This is a genomic window from Rhizobium sp. ARZ01 (genome assembly GCF_014851675.1).
Lineage (GTDB): Bacteria > Pseudomonadota > Alphaproteobacteria > Rhizobiales > Rhizobiaceae > Mycoplana.
Window position 1 is genome coordinate 2,088,783 of sequence record NZ_JACVAE010000001.1, and the last position, 20,115, is coordinate 2,108,897.

19 protein-coding genes are annotated in these 20,115 nt (G+C 62.7%); 14 read left to right on the forward strand and 5 right to left on the reverse strand.

Going from position 1 to position 20,115, the window contains the following annotated elements; translation table 11 throughout:
* The first annotated feature begins 88 nt into the window (after positions 1–88).
* The 4 genes from IB238_RS10065 to IB238_RS10080 all read left to right on the forward strand — a co-directional run bounded on the left by IB238_RS10065 (position 89) and on the right by IB238_RS10080 (position 3,441).
* Positions 89–955 carry an ABC transporter permease gene (locus IB238_RS10065; protein WP_192245820.1) on the forward strand — a complete coding sequence of 289 codons (867 nt, stop codon included), beginning with the start codon at positions 89–91 and terminating at the stop codon, positions 953–955.
* Positions 955–1,779, forward strand: a complete 825-nt coding sequence (locus tag IB238_RS10070; protein WP_192245822.1) for an ABC transporter permease — start codon at positions 955–957, stop codon at positions 1,777–1,779. Before IB238_RS10065 ends, IB238_RS10070 begins: the two co-directional genes overlap by 1 nt.
* Before the next feature lie 5 nt (positions 1,780–1,784).
* Positions 1,785–2,546: an SDR family oxidoreductase gene (locus IB238_RS10075; protein ID WP_192247612.1), complete on the forward strand. Its 762-nt coding sequence runs from the start codon at positions 1,785–1,787 to the stop codon at positions 2,544–2,546.
* Positions 2,547–2,730: 184 nt separating this feature from the next.
* Positions 2,731–3,441, forward strand: a complete 711-nt coding sequence (locus IB238_RS10080; protein ID WP_348648224.1) for a DUF1194 domain-containing protein — start codon at positions 2,731–2,733, stop codon at positions 3,439–3,441.
* Here the strand turns inward: IB238_RS10080 and IB238_RS10085 are convergent.
* The 4 genes from IB238_RS10085 to IB238_RS10100 all read right to left on the reverse strand — a co-directional run bounded on the left by IB238_RS10085 (position 3,389) and on the right by IB238_RS10100 (position 5,895).
* Positions 3,389–4,102 (reverse strand): LssY C-terminal domain-containing protein, encoded by a 714-nt coding sequence (locus IB238_RS10085; protein ID WP_192245824.1) that lies wholly within the window; start codon positions 4,100–4,102, stop codon positions 3,389–3,391. The genes IB238_RS10080 and IB238_RS10085 overlap by 53 nt on opposite strands.
* Before the next feature lie 179 nt (positions 4,103–4,281).
* Positions 4,282–5,001, reverse strand: a complete 720-nt coding sequence (locus IB238_RS10090; RefSeq protein ID WP_192245826.1) for an RNA polymerase sigma factor — start codon at positions 4,999–5,001, stop codon at positions 4,282–4,284.
* A gap of 37 nt (positions 5,002–5,038) precedes the next feature.
* Complete coding sequence (locus IB238_RS10095; RefSeq protein ID WP_246723631.1) at positions 5,039–5,326, reverse strand: cupredoxin family copper-binding protein; 288 nt, start codon at positions 5,324–5,326, stop codon at positions 5,039–5,041.
* Positions 5,327–5,373: 47 nt separating this feature from the next.
* Positions 5,374–5,895, reverse strand: coding sequence for a DUF4142 domain-containing protein (locus IB238_RS10100; RefSeq protein ID WP_192245830.1), 522 nt, complete (start codon positions 5,893–5,895; stop codon positions 5,374–5,376).
* A gap of 206 nt (positions 5,896–6,101) precedes the next feature.
* On the opposite strand from IB238_RS10100, the gene IB238_RS10105 reads away from it, so the two are divergent.
* On the forward strand, positions 6,102–6,707 hold the full coding sequence (locus IB238_RS10105; RefSeq protein WP_192245832.1) for a YdeI/OmpD-associated family protein: 606 nt from the start codon (positions 6,102–6,104) through the stop codon (positions 6,705–6,707).
* A gap of 164 nt (positions 6,708–6,871) precedes the next feature.
* On the opposite strand, the gene IB238_RS10110 is transcribed toward IB238_RS10105, so the two are convergent.
* Positions 6,872–7,846 (reverse strand): GlxA family transcriptional regulator, encoded by a 975-nt coding sequence (locus tag IB238_RS10110; protein WP_246723520.1) that lies wholly within the window; start codon positions 7,844–7,846, stop codon positions 6,872–6,874.
* Between the two features lie 112 nt (positions 7,847–7,958).
* Between IB238_RS10110 and IB238_RS10115 the strand changes: the two genes are divergently transcribed.
* The 9 genes from IB238_RS10115 (at position 7,959) to IB238_RS10155 (ending at position 20,105) form a co-directional block, all read left to right on the forward strand.
* Positions 7,959–8,861 carry a 3-keto-5-aminohexanoate cleavage protein gene (locus tag IB238_RS10115; RefSeq protein ID WP_192245836.1) on the forward strand — a complete coding sequence of 301 codons (903 nt, stop codon included), beginning with the start codon at positions 7,959–7,961 and terminating at the stop codon, positions 8,859–8,861.
* A gap of 103 nt (positions 8,862–8,964) precedes the next feature.
* On the forward strand, positions 8,965–10,455 hold the full coding sequence (locus IB238_RS10120) for a carnitine 3-dehydrogenase (RefSeq protein ID WP_192245838.1): 1,491 nt from the start codon (positions 8,965–8,967) through the stop codon (positions 10,453–10,455).
* Between the two features lie 210 nt (positions 10,456–10,665).
* Positions 10,666–11,826: an acyl-CoA dehydrogenase family protein gene (locus tag IB238_RS10125; RefSeq protein ID WP_192245839.1), complete on the forward strand. Its 1,161-nt coding sequence runs from the start codon at positions 10,666–10,668 to the stop codon at positions 11,824–11,826.
* Positions 11,827–11,834: 8 nt separating this feature from the next.
* Entirely contained in the window at positions 11,835–13,889 is a 2,055-nt protein-coding gene (locus IB238_RS10130; RefSeq protein ID WP_192245840.1) for an acetate--CoA ligase family protein, read from the forward strand.
* 5 nt (positions 13,890–13,894) lie between these two features.
* Positions 13,895–14,677, forward strand: a complete 783-nt coding sequence (locus IB238_RS10135; protein WP_192245841.1) for a carnitinyl-CoA dehydratase — start codon at positions 13,895–13,897, stop codon at positions 14,675–14,677.
* A gap of 281 nt (positions 14,678–14,958) precedes the next feature.
* Positions 14,959–16,548: an ABC transporter substrate-binding protein gene (locus IB238_RS10140; protein ID WP_192245842.1), complete on the forward strand. Its 1,590-nt coding sequence runs from the start codon at positions 14,959–14,961 to the stop codon at positions 16,546–16,548.
* The gene (locus tag IB238_RS10145) at positions 16,548–17,657 is read left to right on the forward strand and encodes an ABC transporter permease (protein WP_192245843.1); all 1,110 of its coding nucleotides are present in this window, start codon (positions 16,548–16,550) and stop codon (positions 17,655–17,657) included. Before IB238_RS10140 ends, IB238_RS10145 begins: the two co-directional genes overlap by 1 nt.
* The gene (locus tag IB238_RS10150) at positions 17,654–18,481 is read left to right on the forward strand and encodes an ABC transporter permease (RefSeq protein WP_192245844.1); all 828 of its coding nucleotides are present in this window, start codon (positions 17,654–17,656) and stop codon (positions 18,479–18,481) included. Before IB238_RS10145 ends, IB238_RS10150 begins: the two co-directional genes overlap by 4 nt.
* The gene (locus IB238_RS10155; protein WP_192245845.1) at positions 18,474–20,105 is read left to right on the forward strand and encodes an ABC transporter ATP-binding protein; all 1,632 of its coding nucleotides are present in this window, start codon (positions 18,474–18,476) and stop codon (positions 20,103–20,105) included. Before IB238_RS10150 ends, IB238_RS10155 begins: the two co-directional genes overlap by 8 nt.
* The last annotated feature ends 10 nt before the right edge of the window (positions 20,106–20,115 follow it).

Genomic DNA, 20,115 nt, shown 5'->3' on the forward strand with positions numbered 1-20,115 from the left:
CTTCAGCATGAGGAAGCCTAATCAAGCAATCGCACGCGCCTCCCCAGTCGGGGTCCGCGAAATCACCACACCTTACAAGAAATCGACCATGCCGCTTGCGACCACCACGAAGCGAAATCTCGTCACCACGGCATTATTGCTGCCCTCGGCGGTTTGGCTCTTCATCTTCCTAGTCCTGCCGTTCATCGCCATGGTTGTCTTTTCCTTCGGCGAGCGGGCGCCGGAGGGCGGCTACCTCCCGACTTTCACCCTGGCGCAATATGCCAACTTGCCGGCGCGCGCCGCCGCCTACTGGAACACATTGATGCTCGCTCCGGTGGGCGCGTTCCTCTGCCTTCTTGTCGCCTATCCGGCGGCCTACTACCTCGCCGTCAAGGCCGACCCGCGCTACCGGCTCATGCTGGTCTCGCTCGTCGTCGTGCCCTTCTGGACGAGCCTGCTCGTGCGCACTTATGCCTGGATGTACATCCTCGGCTCACGCGGCATCCCGAACCTGCTGTCGATGATCGGCATCGAGGACGTGCGCCTGCTCAACACGCCGGGTGCTGTCCTGCTCGGCATCGTCTACGGCTACCTGCCGCTGATGATCATGCCGATCTATGTCAGCCTGGAAAAACTCGACCGGCGACTGCTCGAAGCCTCGGCCGACCTCGGCGCGAAGCCGGTCTCGACCTTCTTTTCGGTGACCCTGCCGCTGTCGCTGCCCGGCGTCATGACCGGCGTCGCCCTCGTCACAATCCTGCTTCTCGGCGAATACCTGATTCCGCAGTTGCTCGGCGGCGGCAAAGTCTTCTTCATCGGCAATGCGCTGGTCGATCTGTTCCTGCAATCACGCAACTGGCCGTTCGGCTCAGCGATCGCAGTCACGCTGGTCGCCGTCGTCGTCGTCATCCTGATGGTGGCGATGCGGATCGCCTGGCGTATCTCCGGCACAAGACAGGTGGATCTCGTCTGATGCGCGCGCTCATTGCCTCTGTTTATCTCTTCCTCTATGCGCCGATCGCGCTCGTCGTCCTGTTCTCGTTCAACGCGGGACGCAGCGCCAGCGAGTTCACCGGCTTCTCGACGCAGTGGTACGGCAAGGCGCTGAACAACACCTTCCTCGTCGCAGCACTTCAGAACAGCCTGATCATCGCCTTCACCAGCGCCACCCTCGCGGCGGTCTTTGGCACGATGGCAGCGCTGGGCATGGAACGCCTCTCGCCGCGCACCCGCGCCGTCTTCGACGCCCTCTTCGCCGCCGCCATTGTCGTGCCGGGCGTCGTCATCGGCATCGCCACCCTCGTCGCCCTCGTCGCCGTCTTCGGCGTCATCAACCCGGCGATCGTCGGCCTGTGGCCGGGCGATAAGCCACCACAGTTCGGGCTCGGCTATGGCTCGATCATCGCCGCGCATGGGCTCTTTACCATGGCGCTGGTGGCGATGATCGTGAAGGCGCGGATCGCAAGTCTCGGGCGTGATATTGTCGAGGCATCGGCTGATCTTTACGCGACGCCCTGGACCACGTTCCACCAGATCGTGCTGCCGCAGATTCTGCCGTCCGTGCTCGCCGGCTTCCTGCTGGCCTTCACTTTCTCCTTCGACGATTTCATCGTCGCCTTCTTCGTCGCCGGGCCGAAGACGACATTGCCGATCTACGTCTTCGCCTCGATCCGTCGCGGCGTAACACCCGAAATCAACGCGATCGCGACGATGGTTCTGGTCGCCTCGCTCTTTCTCATCCTCATCGCACGCGTGCTGATGCGCGAAAAGAAGGCCAAAAGGAGCACAGCGGAGTGAACGGGATGATCCTGAAGGACCGCGTCGCCATCGTCACCGGCGCCGGCTCCGGCATCGGCCGGGCGGGGGCGGAAATCATGGCCCGCGAGGGCGCGATCGTCTGCATTGTCGATCGTGACGCGGCAGGCGCCGCCGAGACCACTGAGCGCATCGTGTCTACCGGCGGAAGGGCGGAAAAGCTCGTGCTTGACGTCACAGACGACATCGCCCTCGAAGCGGCGATCACAGATGTGCTTTCCCGTCACGGCCGCATCGACATCCTGCACAATCACGCCGGCGCCCAGGTCGCGGGAGACCTCGAGCAGGTCGCTGTCGAGGGCTTTGATCGCTCCTGGAACCTGAATGTCCGCTCCCATTTTATGGCTGCAAGACTCGTGATGCCGGCGATGAAAAGCCAGGGCAAGGGCGTGATCCTCAACACCTCCTCGTCTTCCGGCGTGCTCTACGACCGCGAGATGATCGCCTACACGACGACCAAGCACGCCGTCATCGCGATGACGAAGCAGATGGCCGGTGACTATGCGAGATCCGGCATCCGGGTGAACGCGCTCTGCCCCGGCTGGGTCGATACGCCTTTCAATGCACCCTTCATCGTTCAGATGGGCGGCCGTGGCGCGATCGAGGCCTATGTTCGCGACAAGGTGCCGATGGGGCGCTGGGCGGATGTCTCGGAAATTGCCGAACCGATCCTGTTCCTCGTCTCGGACCGGTCGAGCTACATGACCGGACAAATCCTGGTGGTAGACGGCGGCGAGACAGTCGTGTGACCGAACTGGACGCGCTGTCAAGCAGCACCAGCGCAATAGCATAACGCGCCGGCACGCGCTTGGCCCGCCTTGTCCAAGGGCGTATATTGACAGGCCATGAATGCGGATGGGGGACGCCGTGCCCGCGCTGCTTCTTTCGCTCCTCTTCTTCGTGACACTTGCTGTTCCGGCCCATGCCGCGGACGTGGACGCCGCGATCGTGTTTGCCGTCGATGCCTCGGCCTCGGTCGATCGCGCGACCGCGAGGATGCAGCGCGATGGCCATGCGATGGCGATTTCCGATCCGGCGGTGGTTGCGGCGATTTCGCAAGGTCCCAGCGGCTGCATCGCCGTCACCTACATGGAATGGGCAAGCCCGGGCCAGACGAGATCGGTCCTGCCCTGGCGTCAGGTGTGCCGTTTGGAAGACGCCCTTTCGGTCGCCCGCGCGATACGCCAATTTGCAAACGACGGAGACAGATGCCGCAGCTACTGCGCGACTTCCATATCGGACGCTATCGATTCCGCGAGCACCTTGCTGGACAGGTTCGTCGGCGTCCCTCTGGTGAAGATCATCGATATTTCGGCGAACGGAACGAACAACGACGGCGCACCGCTTTTTGCAAGTCGCGCGCGAGCGATTGCCCGCGGCTTTACGATCAACGCGATCGTTGCTCCGCAAATCAGATTTGGCGTGCCCCGCCATCTGACCGATTACTTCGGCGACTTTGTGATTGGCGGCGAAGGCGCATTTGTCATCGAGCCGGAGACGATGGCTGACTACGCCTTCGCCCTGCGGCGAAAACTGATCAGCGAAATCAGCTTCGCCGTGGATCGCCCCGAACTGGGCCGCGACACTCTACCTATTGGCTGGGTCGGGAAAGCAGCACCCCGACAAGCGCCTTTCCGTCGGTAAAATAGGGATCGCCGCCGCCGTTGCGGCCGCTCGCCGTCGCGCCGATGCCGGCGACCTCGTATGTCGAGGAAAGCTGGCCGGCCTTGCCCAGATCTCCGATGACGAGATCGCGCTCCGCGTCGACATCGGGTCCGATGTGGTGGGTGATCTGGCCTGTGTCGTGGCTGAGGCCTACCCCGCGATCGAAGCTTGCCGAACCGAGCCAGAGCGGGCGACCGTCGGTGCCGGTGCGCTCGGTCAGCCAAAAACGGACGTGGTTGCGTTCGTCGGCGCTTCGTCCCACCGGCTTCTCGAAGGCAAGATCCTGCTTTCGCCCCTCGAAGAAGAGCGGACTGACCGGCGCGTCGAGGTCCGGCCGGTCCAGAACCACACTCAGGCCGATATCGATCGATGACCGCAGGGTGATTTTATCTGCTGGATCCCAACCGGCCGCAGCAAAGGCGCGGATCACCTCCTCCTTGGAGCCGACAAGGCCGACATTGATGGGATCTCCCGGAATGTCGTCAGCGGTGGTGGTGACCATGCTGCTCAGGCTTCCGATGCGCTTTGCATCCCGAAAAATCCATATCTCCGGCACAAGGAAATAGCTGACGAGCAGATAAACCGCCGCCAGGGCCAGGAGGCTCACAAGTGTGAAGCGGATCTTTGTGCGGTGACGCATTTCGCCCCCTGGCTACCGTCTTGTACTTGGAGCAACAACACCGTGTTACGGCACGCTGCAATCGGCGCTCAAGCAGTACAGCCTCCGAACATGCCTGCAAAGCGGCACCATGTCGAGATCCGTCCGCCCGCGCGGGGCGTAGTTCCCGCGTTGATCAGCGGACTAACGGAAGCTTCATATCAAGGTGTCCTTGCGGCTTTCAGCGCCTCAACCACCCGGTCCGCCATCGACGCACAGCGTGCGCCATCGAAGGGAAAGAGGGCCGAAAGCGATCCGGCCAGTTGTCTTTCAATCGCCGCGCGCATCAGCTTGCGCGCCCGGTGCAGCCGTGTCTTGACCGTCTCGCTGCGGAGGTCGAGATGCAATGCCGTGTCATGCGTGCTCATCCCTTCCACGTCCCGCAGGACGAATACCGCCCGAAATTCCGGAGGCAGGCTGTCGACGGCACGCTCCAGCAGGAAACGCGCCTGGCTGCGCGCAAGCTCGGTTTCCGGATCACTTGTCCAAGGGGATATCGGGAAGCGCAACACCTCACCTCCATCCGATCCACCGCGTTGCATCTCAAGCTCCTCGAGGCCTGTCGTTGTTTTCCGGCGGCGCACACGGCCGAGCGCTTCGTTGACGGCGATCCGCGTCAGCCAGGTCGAAAACTGCGCTTCCCGTCTGAAAGTCTCCAGATGGGTGAACGCCTGAACATAGGTTGCCTGGACGATATCCTCGGCTTCGGCATCGTTGCGGACGATCGCCCGCGCAGCCCGGAAAAGACGCCGATTGTGGCGCTGGACGATCACGCGGATAGCGGCCTCATCGTCGGCCCTCGCAAGCTCGACAAGCGCCATATCGGAGAGCGCCGTGATGTCCGCACCCGGCTTTTCGATCCTGCGAGGTGCCGCGCTCATGATCGTCTCCCGCTTTCTGTTGCCCAAGTATCCGGCATCACGGCTCGACCTCCAGCTTGCCTTTCATCGCAGGATGGAACCGGCAATAATAGTCGGTCACGCCGGCCACGGTGATCGTCTCGCGCTTTTCCGCTTTCGGCGGCAGATCGACGTTGAAGCTGCCGGCGCGCGCCGTGGCCGTATGCCGAAATATATCATCGTTCTTCCAAACGACCACATCGCCGGCCTTCAACTGGATCGACGCCGGGATGAATTTCATCCCGGCAATCGTGATCTGGTGTTCCGTCGCAACCGCAGACGACACCGGGAGGAGAAGCAGCGCCATGACCACGCCTGCCACTCCCTTAAAAAGGGCGAGTTTCATCGGCGCACCTAGTCGACCGTGGAGGCGAGATGCTCGGCATGTGCCTGGTGCTGCTGGAAGAGCGCCAGCCCGGTTTCCAACAGCGCCTTGAGTTCCGCATTCTGTGCAGACGGGATCAGTGTGTCCGCCAAAGCGCCATTGACCGTCCTATGGTAGGCCACCTCGTTGGCGATGTAGGCCTTGTCGAAGGCGGGCCCATCCAGCGAGGCAAGCGTTTCGCGCTCCTTCGCAGCGCTGGCCGTAAGCGACTGGCTGATGGCGTTGTCCTCAGGCGTAACGTTCAGTTTCTTGACGAGCGCCAGCGCCTGTTCGTTGACGGCCTTGTGGTCCCGCTCCATCGTCTTTGCGAACTCGAGCACTTCGGCATTCTTGCTCTTCGTCAGCGCCTGTTGGGCCGCCTCGACATCGATGTTTCCTGCCGTGTAGGCGATGTGGGCGATCTGCAGATCGTTCGGCTTGGCATCTGCCGCAACGGCAACACCGCCGAAAGCCGCGGCCAGGAAGGTTGCGGCGAGAAGTCGTTTCAGCATGGTCATTCTCCTTGAGGGTTCACAATCGTTAGCTGCCTCTCGGAACTAGGTTTTCCGAAGACAGGTATTGGATGCGGATGCAGCCAAAAGGTTCCCGGAAAATTTCATCCGCCTGCAACAGCGCCCTTGTGCAGGCCGATATTTCCGGTTGAATGCGCGAAGGGCCTCGCTCTGCCGAGCGGCCTTTTGAAAGAAGAGAAGGTTAGATGGCGCCGATCAAGGTTGACCCCGACAAGGTTCACGAATTCGAGGACGCAGCCGCATTTTACACCTGGCTCGGATCTCACCATGACAGCCAGAACGAAGTCTGGATCAAGGTGCACAAGGTAGCCTCCGGACTGAAGTCGATCACTCCCGTCGAAGCCATCGACGTCGTTCTTTGCTGGGGCTGGATCGACGGTATCCGCAAGGCATTCGACGAAAAGAGCTTCCTGCAGCGCTACACGCCGCGGGGCAAAAAGAGCACCTGGAGCGCGATCAACGTCGACAACGTCGCCCGCCTGATCGCCGAGGGGCGGATGACGGAACACGGGCTGAAGGAAGTCGACGAAGCCAAAGCAGACGGGCGCTGGGATCGCGCCTATGCCAGCGGCAAGGATATGCACATCCCTGAGGATCTGCAGGCGGCCATCGATGCCGAGCCCAAAGCGAGGGAGATGCTGCAAAAACTCAGCAAGCAGAACAGGTTCGCGCTGGCGTTCCGCGTCCACAACATGAAGACCGAGGCTGGACGAAAGCGGAAGATCGAAGCCTTCGTGGATATGCTGAAGCGCGGCGAGACGATTTACCCGCAGGGGAAGAAATCGGCCTAGAGCGCGTCGCGCCCGCGTGGATTCCGCGGTGCGCGAAACCGCTGACATTTGATCATACGCACCGGTGATTGAGGGTCACCTACTACCCGCCCGATGTCGAATATTGGCTTCAAACCCGCCACATCTGCGGCCCACTTGAATCGATCTTTGAAGCGCCTGACCGATTACCCCTTCCCCACCGTCCTGAGACGCCGCCGCGTCTCCGTGGGGCTTTCGTGGTAGTGCGCGCGATAGCTGCGCGAGAATGCGGAAGACGAGTTGAACCCGGTCACAGCGGCGATGTCGGCGAATTCGTTCTTCGTCTCGATCACCTTCCGTCGCGCCGCGTTAAGGCGAAGTGCGAGGTAATGCTGGTGCGGTGCGACCCCCATCGTCTCATGGAAAAGATCCTGCAGGTAGCGCGCGCTGATACCGATGCGGCGCGCAAGACGGGCAAGGGTCATGGGTACCTCAACCGTCTCCTCCATCAGGCGCACCGCCTGGCTGACGCGATGATCGGCGACGCGCATGTTGCCAAGCGCCGGCACCTGCAGCAGTCCGCCGGTACGCTCGTGCTCGTAGATGAACAGCCGCGAAACCTCGAGCGCCAGCGAATAGCCTTGCCGGCGGCGAATGACCTCCAGCATCAGGTCCAGCGTCGGCAGCGAGCCGCCGGTGGTGATCCGCTTGCCGTCGATGACGTACCGCTCCCTGAGAACGGTGATCTGCGGATAGGCCGCGGCGAAGTCCTCCATGTCCTCCCAGTGGATCGTGACGGAATGCCCGTCGAGCAGGCTCGCCTCCGCCAGGAGCCAGCTGCCTGATTCGATGCCCGCCATCATCGTGCGATACCGCGCTGTCCTCGAAAGTTGCATACGCAAGGCGGGCGTCGCACTCTCCTCCCACTGGTAGCTCGACAGGATGAACAGCGGCACCGTCTCCTGCTCGGGCCGAAACGGCCCGTCGACGGGCACGGGAATCCGGCTCCTCGTCTCGATCGCAGCGCCATCAGGCGAAAAAATCCGCCAGCGATAGAGCTCTTGACCGGAAATGCGGTTTGCTGCGCGGAGCGGCTCGATCAGCGAGGCGACTAGGATCAGATTCGTCTCCGGTAGGATAAGAATGTCCAATTCTAGCGTCTCGGAAGATGGATCGAGCATTTGTGCAAACTCCACTAGCATCGCCGAATGTGTAAAGGATGGAACCGATAATGGAAAGCATGAGAAGTTTCCTTGGCACGTAATGGGCGCGAGGAAATCTGGGAGATACGAAATGCCCCTCGCCATGAATCGCGATGTCTTCATCACCTGTGCCGTCACCGGCTCGGGCGACACTGCCAACAAATCCCGCCATGTTCCGCGCTCGCCCAAGGAAATCGCGGAAGCCGCCGTCGAAGCCGCCAAGGCCGGCGCGGCCATCGTCCACTGCCACGTCCGCGATCCGGAAACCGGCGCGCCCTCCCGCCGCAACGATCTCTACAAGGAAGTCACCGACCGTATCCGCCAGGCGGAAGTCGACGTCGTGCTGAACCTGACCGCCGGCATGGGCGGCGACATCATATTCGGTGATGTCGAAAGCCCGCTGCCGTTCAAGGAAAAAGGCACCGACATGGTCGGCGCCACCGAGCGCGTCTCGCACGTTGCCGAATGCCTGCCGGAAATCTGCACGCTCGATTGCGGTACGATGAACTTCTCGCTCGGCGACTACGTCATGACCAACACGCCGTCGATGCTGCGGGCCATGGCCAAGCAGATGACCGATCTCGGCGTGCGCCCCGAAATCGAGGCCTTCGACACCGGTCACCTCTGGTTCGCCAAGCAACTGGTCGAGGAAGGTCTGATCGAGGACCCGGTACTGATCCAGCTCTGCATGGGCATTCCGTGGGGCGCGCCTGACGATCTCAATACCTACATGGCCATGGTCAACAACGTGCCTGACAACTGGACCTTCTCGGCGTTTTCGATCGGCCGCAACGCGCTTGCCTACCCGGCGGCCGCCGTACTTGCCGGTGGCAACGTCCGCGTTGGTCTCGAAGACAACCTCTATGTCGGCAAGGGCCAGCTCGCGACCAACGGGCAGCTCGTGGAAAAGGCAGTTACCGTGATCGAGAACATGGGTGCCCGCGTCATCGGCCCGGCCGAGGTGCGTGAGAAGCTGAAGCTGACGAAGCGATAGGCACGGACACCCGGCGCGGCGACTTGTCAGCAGAAACAGCCAAGTTTGTTTCGGTTCCCGTCGCCGCAGCCGCACACAACGATAAGTTCGAGGGAACGACCACATGACCAAAATCCAAAAAGCAGCCTGCATCGGCGGCGGCGTCATCGGCGGGGCTTGGGCTGCACGCTTCGTGCTGGCAGGCATTGATGTCAGCATCTTCGACCCGCACCCCGAGGCCGAGCGCATCATCGGCGAAGTGATGGCGAATGCCGAACGCGCCTATGGCATGCTGACCATGGCGCCGCTGCCACCGAAGGGTAAGGTGATCTTCTGCAAGAGCATTGAAGAGGCCGTGCAAGGCGCTGACTGGATTCAGGAAAGCGTGCCCGAGCGGGTGGATCTGAAACGCGGCGTCATCACGCAGATCGACGCTGCTGCCGATCCGAAGGCGCTCATCGGCTCTTCGACATCGGGCATCATGCCGACCGACCTGCAGCGCGACATGAAGCATCCCGAGCGCATGTTCGTCGCTCACCCCTATAACCCCGTCTACCTCCTGCCGCTCGCCGAACTCGTCGGCGGCCAGAAGACGGCGAAGGCGACCCTCGAAGACGCCAAGGCGAAGCTCGCGACCATCGGCATGAAGGGCGTGATCATCCAGAAGGAGATCGAAGCCTTCGTCGGCGACCGTCTTCTCGAAGCGGTGTGGCGTGAAGGTCTCTGGCTGATCAAGGACGACATCTGCGACACCGAAACGCTCGACGATGTGATCCGCTACTCGTTTGGCATGCGCTGGGCGCAGATGGGCATGTTCGAGACCTACCGCATCGCCGGCGGCGAGGCCGGCATGCGCCACTTCATCGCCCAGTTCGGCCCCTGCCTGTCCTGGCCCTGGACGAAGCTCACGGATGTCGTCGACCTGACCGACGAACTGGTCGACAAGATCGCCAACCAGTCCGACGCCCAGTCCGGCGCCCGCGGCATCCGCGAGCTGGAGCGCATCCGCGACCAGAACCTCGTCGGCATCATGCACGCGCTGAAGGCCGGCGATGACGGCCGCGGCTGGGGCGCAGGCAAGCTGCTCGCCGAGTTCGAGGATCATCTCTGGGCCAACGCGAAGAAGCCGGAGATCGATCTCGGAGCGGCCAGGCCGCTGCATATCCTCGACACCAAGGTCAACGCCGCATGGGTCGATTACAACGGCCATATGACCGAGCACCGCTACCTGCAGGTCTTCGGCGACACCTCCGATGGCGTGCTGCGCCTGATCGGCGTCGACCTGGACTATGTCCGTGACGGCCACAGCTACTACACGGTCGAGACCCACATCCGGAATCTCGGCGAGGCCAAGCTCGGCGATGCGCTCTACTCGACCTGCCAGATTCTGTCGTCGGACGAAAAGCGCCTGCACATCTTCTCGACCATTTACAACGCCGAGACGAAGCAAGCTGTTGCCACGGCCGAACAGATGATGCTGCATGTCGACAGCAAGGCCGGCAAGGCGGTGCCTGCGCCCGGCAAGGTGCTCGACAAGCTGGCCACGCTGACCAAGGCCCATTCGACACTACCGCTGCCGGAAGGCGCTGGTCGGCACGTCGGGCAGAAACGATAGCGACCACGGAACGGGGGGCGATTGCCCCTCATCCGCCTGCCGGCACCTTCTCCCCGTAAACTGGGAGAAGGGACAAGCCGTATCCGCCCGGACTTCGTTTGGAGGAAGACGAACCGGGCGAGCGCCGACCTGATCCCCTCTCCCCGCCTGCGGGGAGAGGGCTAGGGTGAGGGGCAAGCGGCGCGCAAAAGGAAAACGAGGGAGAACACCATGAATTTCGCACTGACAGACGAACAGCAGATGATCGTCGACACGGTCCGCAGCTTCGTCGAGACCGAGATCTATCCGCATGAGAACGAGGTGGAGCGCACCGGCTTCGTGCCGCCGGAGCTCGGCCAGGAGATTGCGCGCAAGTGCAAGGAGATCGGCTTCTTCGGCTGCAACATGCCGGAGGAAGTCGGCGGCGCGGGCCTCGATCACACCGCTTTTACCCTGGTCGAGCGCGAACTCGGCCGCGGTTCGATGGCGCTGACCGTGTTCTTCGGCCGTCCCTCCGGCATCCTGATGGCCTGCAACGACGAGCAGCGCGAGCGGTATCTGCTGCCCGCCGTCAGCGGCGAAAAGTTCGATGCACTCGCCATGACCGAGCCGGACGCAGGCTCCGACGTGCGCGGCATGAAGTGCTTCGCCAGGAAGGACGGCGATGACTGGATCGTCAACGGCACCAAGCACTTCATCAGCCATGCCAACATCGCCGATTTCGTTATCGTCTTCATCGCCACCGGCGAGGAAGATACGCCACGGGGAAAGAAGAAGCTGATCACCTGCTTCCTCGTCGACCGCGGCACGCCGGGCTTCGAGATCCGCGACGGCTACAATTCGGTCTCACACCGCGGCTACAAGAACTGCATCCTCAACTTCGACGACTGCCGTCTGTCATCCTCCCAGATTCTTGGCGAGGTCCACAAGGGCTTCGACATCGCCAATGACTGGCTCTACGCAACGCGCCTGACCGTCGCTGCCACTTCGGTCGGCCGTGCTCGCCGCGCCTTCGACTATGCGCTCTCCTACGCGGCAGAGCGCAAACAGTTCGGCAAGCCGATCGGTGCGAACCAGGGCGTCTCGTTCAAGCTTGCCGACATGATCACCGAGATCGATGCCGCCGACCTCCTGACGCTCTCGGCCGCCTGGCGCCTCGACCAGGGCCTGCCGTCGAACCGCGAGATCGCCTCGGCAAAGGTCTACGCCACCGAGATGCTCGCCCGCGTCACCGACGAGGCGATCCAGATCTATGGCGGCATGGGCCTGATGGACGACCTTCCGCTCGCCCGCTTCTGGCGCGACGCCCGCGTCGAACGAATCTGGGACGGCACCTCGGAAATCCAGCGGCACATCATCAGCCGCGACCTGCTGCGGCCGCTGGGAGCGTAAGTGCTGACATGACACGTTCCCTCGATCGCCTGATCCGACCCCGTTCCATTGCCGTGTTCGGCGGCAAGGAGGCGGGTCGCGTCGTCGAACAATGCGACAAGATGGGCTTCACCGGCGAAATCTGGCCGGTACACCCGACCAAAGACGAAATCCGCGGCCGCAAATGCTACCGCTCCATCGCCGACCTTCCCGGCGCACCGGACGCCTCCTTCGTCGGCGTCAACCGCCAGCTCACCATCGAGATCATCCGCGACCTGTCCGCGCGCCGTGCCGGCGGCGCGGTCTGCTATGCCTCCGGCTTTCGCGAGGCGGTGACCGAGCTTGCCGACGGCGACGACCTGCAAAAAGCCCTTGTGGAAGCTGCCGGTGACATGCCGATCCTCGGCCCCAACTGCTACGGCTTCATCAACATGCTGGACGGCGCCCTGCTCTGGCCCGATCAGCACGGCATGGTTCGCGTCGACAAGGGCGTGGCCGTCCTGACTCAGTCCTCCAACATCGCCTGCAACATTTCCATGCAGATGCGCGGCCTGCCGCTCGCCTACATCCTGACGGCAGGCAACCAGGCGCAGACTGGCTTGTGCGACCTCGCCTGCGCGGTGCTCGAGGACCCGCGGGTCACCGCCGTCGGCCTGCATATCGAAGGCTTCGACAGCATCGAATCCCTCGAGCGGCTTGCCCGTCTCGCCCGCGAACTGAAGAAGCCGGTTGTCACGCTCAAGGTCGGCAAGTCCGAACAGGCGCAGCTTGCAACCGTCTCTCACACCGCCTCGCTGGCCGGCAACGACGCCGTGTCGTCCGCCCTGCTGGCGCGCCTCGGCATCGGCCGCGTCGAAACATTGCCCGAACTGTTGGAGACATTGAAACTCCTGCATCTGCACGGTCCATTGGAGAGCTTCGACATCTCGTCGATGAGCTGTTCTGGCGGTGAGGCCTCGCTGATGGCCGACGCCGGCGTCAAGCGGAAGACTGTCTATCGCGAACTCCGCGAGGAGCAGCGCTTGCCCTTGCGCGAAGCGCTCGGTCAGATGGTGACGATCTCCAACCCGCTCGACTACCACACCTTCGTCTGGGGCAACCACGAGAAGCAGACCACGGCCTTCACCGCGATGATGAAGGGCGGTTATGCGCTGAACCTGATCGTGCTCGATTTTCCTCGGCAGGACCGCTGCGACGCCGCCGACTGGATCACGACCTGCGAGGCCGTGATCGACGCCTCGAAGGCAACGGGTGCCGTCGCCGGCATTGTCGCCAGCATGGGCGAGAACATGCCGGAAGGCACGGCCCTGATGCTGATGGAAAACGGCGTCGTTCCGTTCATGGGGATCGAGGAGGCACTTGCAGCAGCAGAAACCGCAGCGATGATCGGCGAGATCTGGGCACGGCCCCTACCCGCCCCGCTCGTCAAGGTCCAGCCCGCAGCGGGAGAAGCAGTCACACTCACCGAGCATGAGGCCAAGCGGGCACTTGCCGCGCATGGTCTTCCCGTGCCGGAAGGCCGGGTTGCGGAAACCGCCGAAGAGGCGGCACGGGCTGCCGAGGCGCTCGGTTTCCCGGTCGTGCTCAAGGGGCTCGGCGTCGCCCATAAGACGGAAGCAGGTGCGGTCAAGCTCAACCTGCTATCCCGCGGCGCGGTGCTGGAGGCGGCGGCATCGATGGCCGGTGTCGCCTCCGGCTACCTTGTCGAGAAAATGGTCGGCAAACCGGTCGCAGAACTCATCGTCGGCGCCATGCGCGATCCCGTCGCCGGACCTGTGTTGACGGTCGGCGCCGGCGGTATTCTTGTCGAACTGCTGGAAGATTCGGCAATCCTGACACTCCCGACCGACGAGCCGGCAATCCGCGAAGCGATATCCGGCTTGAAGATTGCCAAGCTGCTCGCTGGCTATCGCGGCGCGCCGGCTGGCGATATCGACGCGCTTGTTGGCGCGGTCGCAGCAGCGGCATCCTATGTCGTTTCAAACGCTTCAATTGTCGATGAACTCGATATCAATCCTATCATGGTGCTTCCGCAAGGCGATGGAGTCGTCGCGGCTGATGCCCTGATCCGTCTGAGGAAGTGAGCAACATGTCCGGACCGATCCGTCAACGCCGCGAAGGCGGCATTCTGGAAGTCACCATCGACAGGCCGAAGGCGAACGCCATCGACCTGGTGACAAGCCGCATCATGGGCGAAATCTTCCGCGATTTTCGCGACGACGACCGCCTGCGCGTCGCCATCATCACTGGTGCTGGGGAAAAATTCTTCTGCCCCGGCTGGGACCTGAAGGCGGCTGCCGCGGGCGACGCAGTCGACGGCGACTACGGTGTCGGCGGTTTCGGCGGCATGCAGGAACTGCGCGACCTGAACAAGCCGATCATTGCCGCCGTCAATGGCATCTGCTGCGGCGGCGGTCTCGAGATCGCGCTGTCGACTGACATGATCCTTGCCGCTGAGCACGCGACCTTCGCCCTGCCCGAAATCCGGTCCGGCACGGTTGCCGACGCCGCCTCGATCAAGCTGCCCAAGCGCATCCCCTATCACATCGCGATGGATATGCTCCTGACCGGACGCTGGCTTGACGCCCAGGAGGCGCATCGTTGGGGCTTCGTCAACGAGATCCTGCCTGCCGACAAGCTACTGGACCGCGCCTGGGAACTGGCGCGCCTGCTCGAAAGCGGCCCACCGCTCGTCTATGCCGCGATCAAGGAAGTGGTGCGCGCCGCCGAGGGAGAAACCTTCCAGACGACGATGAACAAGATCACTCGCCGCCAGTTCAAGACTGTGGATATCCTTTACTCGAGCGAGGACCAGTTGGAGGGCGCGCGCGCGTTCGCCGAGAAGCGCGACCCAGTATGGAAAGGCCGCTGAACAGCCTGTTCCGAAAGTCGGTCGGCACAGCCTGCGGATGTTGCCATAAGCCTGCCTTATGGAAAAAACAGGAAGTTTGAGACGTTACATTCACAGCGCATACGTTAGGTTTATAGATCGGGGAGAGCGCCGGGGGCGGTGCCTGACAGGGAGGAGACAAGAACCGAAGCGCCGAAAGGGCGCCGCCGCAAAGCCGATGCGGACAATTTTCGGCGCAAGCCCAGATATTCTGCCAATCACAACAATCGGCCGCCAAAAGGCCAAGCAAAGGGAACAGTGGAATGACGGAGTACAAGGATTTTCTCGCACAGCAGGTCATGCTCGGCAAAATGAACCGTCGTGAGTTCATGGGCCGCGCCGCCGCTTTCGGCATCACGCTCGCCGCGGCGGGCACGATGTTCGACACCGCGGCAAAGGCACAGGAGCCTAAGCGCGGCGGCCACCTGAAGCTCGGCCTCGAAGGCGCGTCGGCGACCGATTCGCGCGATCCCGCCAAGAACCTCTCCCAGTTCATGTTCGTCACCAGCCGCACCTGGGGTGACATGATCGTTGAGACGGATCCGTTGACCGGCAAGGCCGTTCCGGCCCTCGCCGAATCCTGGGAACCCTCCGCCGACGCGGCGACCTGGACATTCACCATCCGTAAGGGCGTCAAGTTCCATGACGGCAAGGAACTGACCGTCGACGACATCGTCAAGACACTGGAGCGCCATACCGACGAGAAGGCGGAATCCGGCGCGCTTGGCGTGATGAAATCGATCAAGGAAATCAAGGCCGACGGTGACAAACTGGTGCTGGTCCTGTCCGAGGGCAACGCCGACCTGCCGCTGCTGCTCACCGACTACCACCTCGTCGTCCAGCCGAATGGCGGCCTCGATAATCCGGACGCGATGATCGGCACCGGCCCCTACAAGGTCACGAGCTTCGAGCCCGGCGTCCGCGCCACCTTCGAGCGCAACCAGGATGACTGGCGCACGGATCGCGGCTTCGTCGATTCGGTCGAGCTGATCGCGATGAACGACGCGACCGCACGGATCGCAGCACTTTCCTCTGGCCAGGTGCACTTCATCAACCGCGTCGACCCGAAGACCGTCGATCTTTTGAAGCGTGCGCCGACCGTGGAGATCCTGAACACGTCGGGCCGCGGCCACTACGTCTTCATCATGCACTGCAACACGGCGCCGTTCGACAACAACGACCTGCGGTTGGCGTTGAAATACGCCATGGACCGCGAGACGATGGTGCAGAAGATCCTCGGCGGCTACGGCAAGGTCGGCAATGACTTCCCGATCAACGGGACCTATGCATTGTTCCCGGAAGGGATCGAGCAACGCGCCTACGATCCGGACAAGGCCGCCTTCCACTACAAGAAGTCCGGCCACAGCGGCTCGGTGCTTCTGCGCACCTCCGACGTTGCCTTCCCGGGCGCGGTCGATGCGGCCGTGCTGTACCAGGAAAGCGCCAAGAAGGCCGGCATCGAGATCGAGGTCAAGCGCGAGCCCGGCGACGGCTACTGGTCGAACGTCTGGAACGTACAGCCCTTCTCCACCTCCTACTGGGGCGGCCGTCCGACGCAGGACCAGATGTACTCCACGGCCTATACGTCGAAGGCCGACTGGAACGACACGCGCTTCCTGCGCGAGGACTTCGACAAGTTGATCCTCGCAGCCCGCGCGGAGCTGGACGAGGCCAAGCGCAAGGACATGTACCGCACTGCGGCCATGATGGTGCGTGACGAAGGCGGCTTGATCCTGCCGATGTTCAACGACTTCGTGAACGCATCGACAAAGCAGATAAAGGGTTACGTCCACGACATCGGCAACGACATGTCGAACGGCTATGTCGCGACCCGCGTCTGGCTCGACGCCTGATGGCGGGCGGATCGACACAGGGTCCGGAACTGACGTTGCCGGCGACTGCGGGTGAAAACCCGCAGTCGTCCGGCGTCGCCGGATCGAATACGACTGTTACCGGTTCTGCCGGTAGCCAGGGAACGCTGTCACCCTGGGCTCGATTCACCAAGAGCAGCCCGCTCGTCGCACTTATCCTTCAGCGGTTCGCCCTCAGCGTGGCGCTTCTCTTTGCTGTGTCCCTGCTGATTTTTGGCGGCGTCGAGGCCCTGCCCGGCGATTTTGCCACGACCTATCTCGGCCAGTCGGCGACCCCGCAGGCGGTTGCCAACATCCGCAAAGACCTAGGCCTCGATCAGCCGGCCGCGACCCGCTACTTCCAATGGCTCGGCGGCGCCCTGCAGGGCGACTTCGGCACCTCGTGGGCCTCGAAAAACTCGGTCAGCGAGCAGATCGGCAAGCGGCTCGGCAACTCGCTCTTCCTCGCCTTCTTCGCGGCGATCATCTCCATTCCGCTTGCCGTTGGCCTTGGCATGCTGGCCGTGCATTTCCGCGACCGCCTGCCGGACAGGCTCATCAACGTGGTCTCGTTGGCCGCAATCTCCCTTCCGGAGTTCTTCATCGGCTATCTGCTGATCATGTTCTTCGCCGTGCAGACGGGCATCGCAACGTTCCCGGCGACCGTGTACGACACCATGACGATCGGCGAGCGGCTATCGGCAATCGCTCTGCCCACGGCGACCCTGGTGCTGGTGGTGCTTGCCCACATGATGCGCATGACGCGTGCCGCCATCCTCAACGTCATGTCTTCGGCCTATGTCGAAACGGCAGAACTGAAGGGTTTGAGCGGTTTGCGCATCATCGCCAAGCATGCCGCCCCGAACGCGATTGCTCCCGTGGTCAACGTGATCGCGCTCAACCTCGCCTATCTCGTCGTCGGCGTCGTCGTGGTGGAGGTCGTGTTCGTCTATCCGGGCATGGGCCAGTACATGGTCGATGCCGTGACGGTGCGCGACATGCCGGTGGTGCAGGCGTGCGGCCTGATCTTCGCCGCCCTCTACATCTTTCTCAACATGATGGCCGACATTATCGCGATCATCGCCAATCCGAGATTGAGGCACCCGCGATGAGATTGAAATCCATCCCCCTGAGTGCATGGATCGGGCTTATCGGCATCGCTGTCGCGCTCTTTTGTGCCGTCTTCGCGCCCTGGATCGCGCCCTACGGCGAAAGCGAGATCGTCGGCGAGGTCTGGCAGCCGATGGGCGGCGAATATCTCCTAGGCACCGACAATCTTGGTCGGGACCTGTTGTCGCGATTGATTTTCGGCGCCCGGACGACCATCTTCGTCGCGCTGGCAGCAACAGTCCTCTCGTTCTCGCTCGGCATGCTCCTGAGCTTCACCGCAGCCGTCACCGGCGGTCTGGTCGACCAGACGTTCTCGCGCTTCAACGACCTGATGATGGCAATCCCGACGCTGATTTTCGCGCTCGTCGTTCTCGCCGTGCTGCCCCAGACGCTCTGGATCCTCATCCTCGTCATGGCTGTTCTCGATTCCACCCGTGTTTTCCGCATCGGTCGGGCGGTTGCACTCGACGTGGCGGTGATGGAGTTCGTTGAAGCTGCGAAGCTGCGCGGCGAAGGCACCGGCTGGATCATTTTTCGCGAAATCCTGCCCAATACACTGTCGCCGCTTCTGGCCGAGTTCGGCCTGCGCTTCGCCTTCTCGATCCTGTTCCTCTCCACCCTCTCCTTCCTCGGCCTCGGCATCCAGCCGCCCGCGGCCGACTGGGGTGGCATGGTCAAGGACAACAAGGACGGCATCATCTTCGGCATCTCCGCAGCCCTCGTCCCGGGTGCTGCGATTGCCTTCCTCACCATCAGCGTCAACCTGGTCGTGGACTGGCTGATGAAACGGACCTCGAGCCTGAAGGGAGGACGCGGCGATGCATGATCTGCTCTCCGTCCGCAATCTGAAGATCGAGGCGACGAGCTATCCGCCGGGCGAGCCTCCCAAGACCGTTACCCTCGTCGAGGGCGTCTCCTTCGACGTGCAGAAAGGCAAGGTACTCGGTCTGATCGGCGAGTCCGGCGCTGGCAAATCCACCATCGGCCTGACCGCGCTGGCCTATGGCCGCGGCGGCGTGCGGATCACCGGCGGCGAGGTGAAGCTGAATGGCCAGGATCTTCTGCAGCTTCGGCCCACCGGTATCCGGCAAGTACGCGGCTCCAAGGTCTGTTACGTCGCGCAGTCCGCAGCGGCTGCCTTCAACCCGGCCCACCGCCTCGGCGAACAAGTCATCGAGGCGACGCTGAGACACGGCATCATGAGCCGGGTGGAGGCGGAAAAGCGTGCCCTCTATCTTTTCAAGGTCCTCGGCCTGCCGAACCCGGAGACGTTCGGCCAACGCTATCCGCATCAGGTTTCCGGCGGCCAGCTCCAGCGGGCCATGACCGCAATGGCGCTCTGCCCCAATCCCGAGCTGATCGTTTTTGACGAACCGACCACGGCGCTCGACGTGACAACCCAGATCGACGTGCTCGCTGCAATCAAGCATGCGATCGAGGAAACGCACACGGCGGCGATCTACATCACCCATGACCTGGCCGTCGTCGCCCAGATCACCGACGACATCCTCGTGCTCCGGCACGGCAAGATGGTCGAATACGGCTCGGTCAAGCAGATCATCGAGGCGCCGACGCAGGACTACACCCGGGCACTCGTCAATGTCCGCGGAACCGGCCGTGAGGAGGCGCGGGACCAGTCCGATCGCCTGTTGAAGGTCGAAAAAATCACCGCCGGTTATTCCAACGGCTTCAAGGTGCTGCAGGATGTCACGCTGCACATCCCGAAGGGGCAGACACTAGCCGTCGTCGGCGAAAGCGGCTCCGGCAAATCGACGCTCGCCCGCGTCATAACCGGCCTGCTTCCACCGCAGGAAGGAGCCGTCAGCTTCGACGGAAAGCCGTTGCCGCGTGCACTCAAGGGCCGTTCCCGCGACGAACTGCGCCGCATCCAGATGATCTACCAGATGGCCGACACGGCGATGAACCCGCGCCAGACGGTGCGCGATATCGTCGGCCGCCCGCTCAGCTTCTACTACGGCATGCATGGCCAGTCGAAGACGGCGCGGGTCAAGGAACTGCTCGACCAGATCGAGATGGGCGAGCGCTTCCTAACCCGCTATCCGGCCGAGCTTTCCGGCGGACAGAAGCAGCGCGTGGCGATCGCACGTGCGCTTGCGGCAAAACCCGAGCTGATCCTGTGCGACGAGCCGACCTCGGCGCTCGATCCGCTGGTGGCGGAGGGCATCTTGAAGCTGCTGCTGAAGCTGCAGGAGGAAACAAAGGTTTCCTACATGTTCATCACCCACGACATTGCGATCGTCCGCGCCATCGCGGATTCCGTTGCGGTGATGCACCACGGCCGTCTCGTCCGCTTCGGTCCGAAGTCGAAGGTGCTCTCGCCACCGTTCGACGACTACACCGACCTTCTGCTGAAATCGGTCCCTGAAATGGAGATCGGCTGGCTGGAGCGGGTGCTGACGACGCGTCGGATGGAGAGCGCCGGAAACTGATCGGCGAATT

What these genes read in the sequence shown, in the direction of transcription:
- IB238_RS10120 (WP_192245838.1), top strand. Translation starts at nt 8,965, where the DNA reads ATGACCAAAATCCAAAAAGCAGCCTGCATCGGCGGCGGCGTCATCGGC.
- IB238_RS10100 (WP_192245830.1), bottom strand. Translation starts at nt 5,895, where the DNA reads ATGCTGAAACGACTTCTCGCCGCAACCTTCCTGGCCGCGGCTTTCGGC.
- IB238_RS10140 (WP_192245842.1), top strand. Translation starts at nt 14,959, where the DNA reads ATGACGGAGTACAAGGATTTTCTCGCACAGCAGGTCATGCTCGGCAAA.
- IB238_RS10070 (WP_192245822.1), top strand. Translation starts at nt 955, where the DNA reads ATGCGCGCGCTCATTGCCTCTGTTTATCTCTTCCTCTATGCGCCGATC.
- IB238_RS10125 (WP_192245839.1), top strand. Translation starts at nt 10,666, where the DNA reads ATGAATTTCGCACTGACAGACGAACAGCAGATGATCGTCGACACGGTC.
- IB238_RS10095 (WP_246723631.1), bottom strand. Translation starts at nt 5,326, where the DNA reads ATGGCGCTGCTTCTCCTCCCGGTGTCGTCTGCGGTTGCGACGGAACAC.
- IB238_RS10090 (WP_192245826.1), bottom strand. Translation starts at nt 5,001, where the DNA reads ATGAGCGCGGCACCTCGCAGGATCGAAAAGCCGGGTGCGGACATCACG.
- IB238_RS10135 (WP_192245841.1), top strand. Translation starts at nt 13,895, where the DNA reads ATGTCCGGACCGATCCGTCAACGCCGCGAAGGCGGCATTCTGGAAGTC.
- IB238_RS10105 (WP_192245832.1), top strand. Translation starts at nt 6,102, where the DNA reads ATGGCGCCGATCAAGGTTGACCCCGACAAGGTTCACGAATTCGAGGAC.
- IB238_RS10150 (WP_192245844.1), top strand. Translation starts at nt 17,654, where the DNA reads ATGAGATTGAAATCCATCCCCCTGAGTGCATGGATCGGGCTTATCGGC.
- IB238_RS10075 (WP_192247612.1), top strand. Translation starts at nt 1,785, where the DNA reads ATGATCCTGAAGGACCGCGTCGCCATCGTCACCGGCGCCGGCTCCGGC.
- IB238_RS10115 (WP_192245836.1), top strand. Translation starts at nt 7,959, where the DNA reads ATGCCCCTCGCCATGAATCGCGATGTCTTCATCACCTGTGCCGTCACC.
- IB238_RS10085 (WP_192245824.1), bottom strand. Translation starts at nt 4,102, where the DNA reads ATGCGTCACCGCACAAAGATCCGCTTCACACTTGTGAGCCTCCTGGCC.
- IB238_RS10110 (WP_246723520.1), bottom strand. Translation starts at nt 7,846, where the DNA reads ATGCTCGATCCATCTTCCGAGACGCTAGAATTGGACATTCTTATCCTA.
- IB238_RS10065 (WP_192245820.1), top strand. Translation starts at nt 89, where the DNA reads ATGCCGCTTGCGACCACCACGAAGCGAAATCTCGTCACCACGGCATTA.
- IB238_RS10145 (WP_192245843.1), top strand. Translation starts at nt 16,548, where the DNA reads ATGGCGGGCGGATCGACACAGGGTCCGGAACTGACGTTGCCGGCGACT.
- IB238_RS10130 (WP_192245840.1), top strand. Translation starts at nt 11,835, where the DNA reads ATGACACGTTCCCTCGATCGCCTGATCCGACCCCGTTCCATTGCCGTG.
- IB238_RS10155 (WP_192245845.1), top strand. Translation starts at nt 18,474, where the DNA reads ATGCATGATCTGCTCTCCGTCCGCAATCTGAAGATCGAGGCGACGAGC.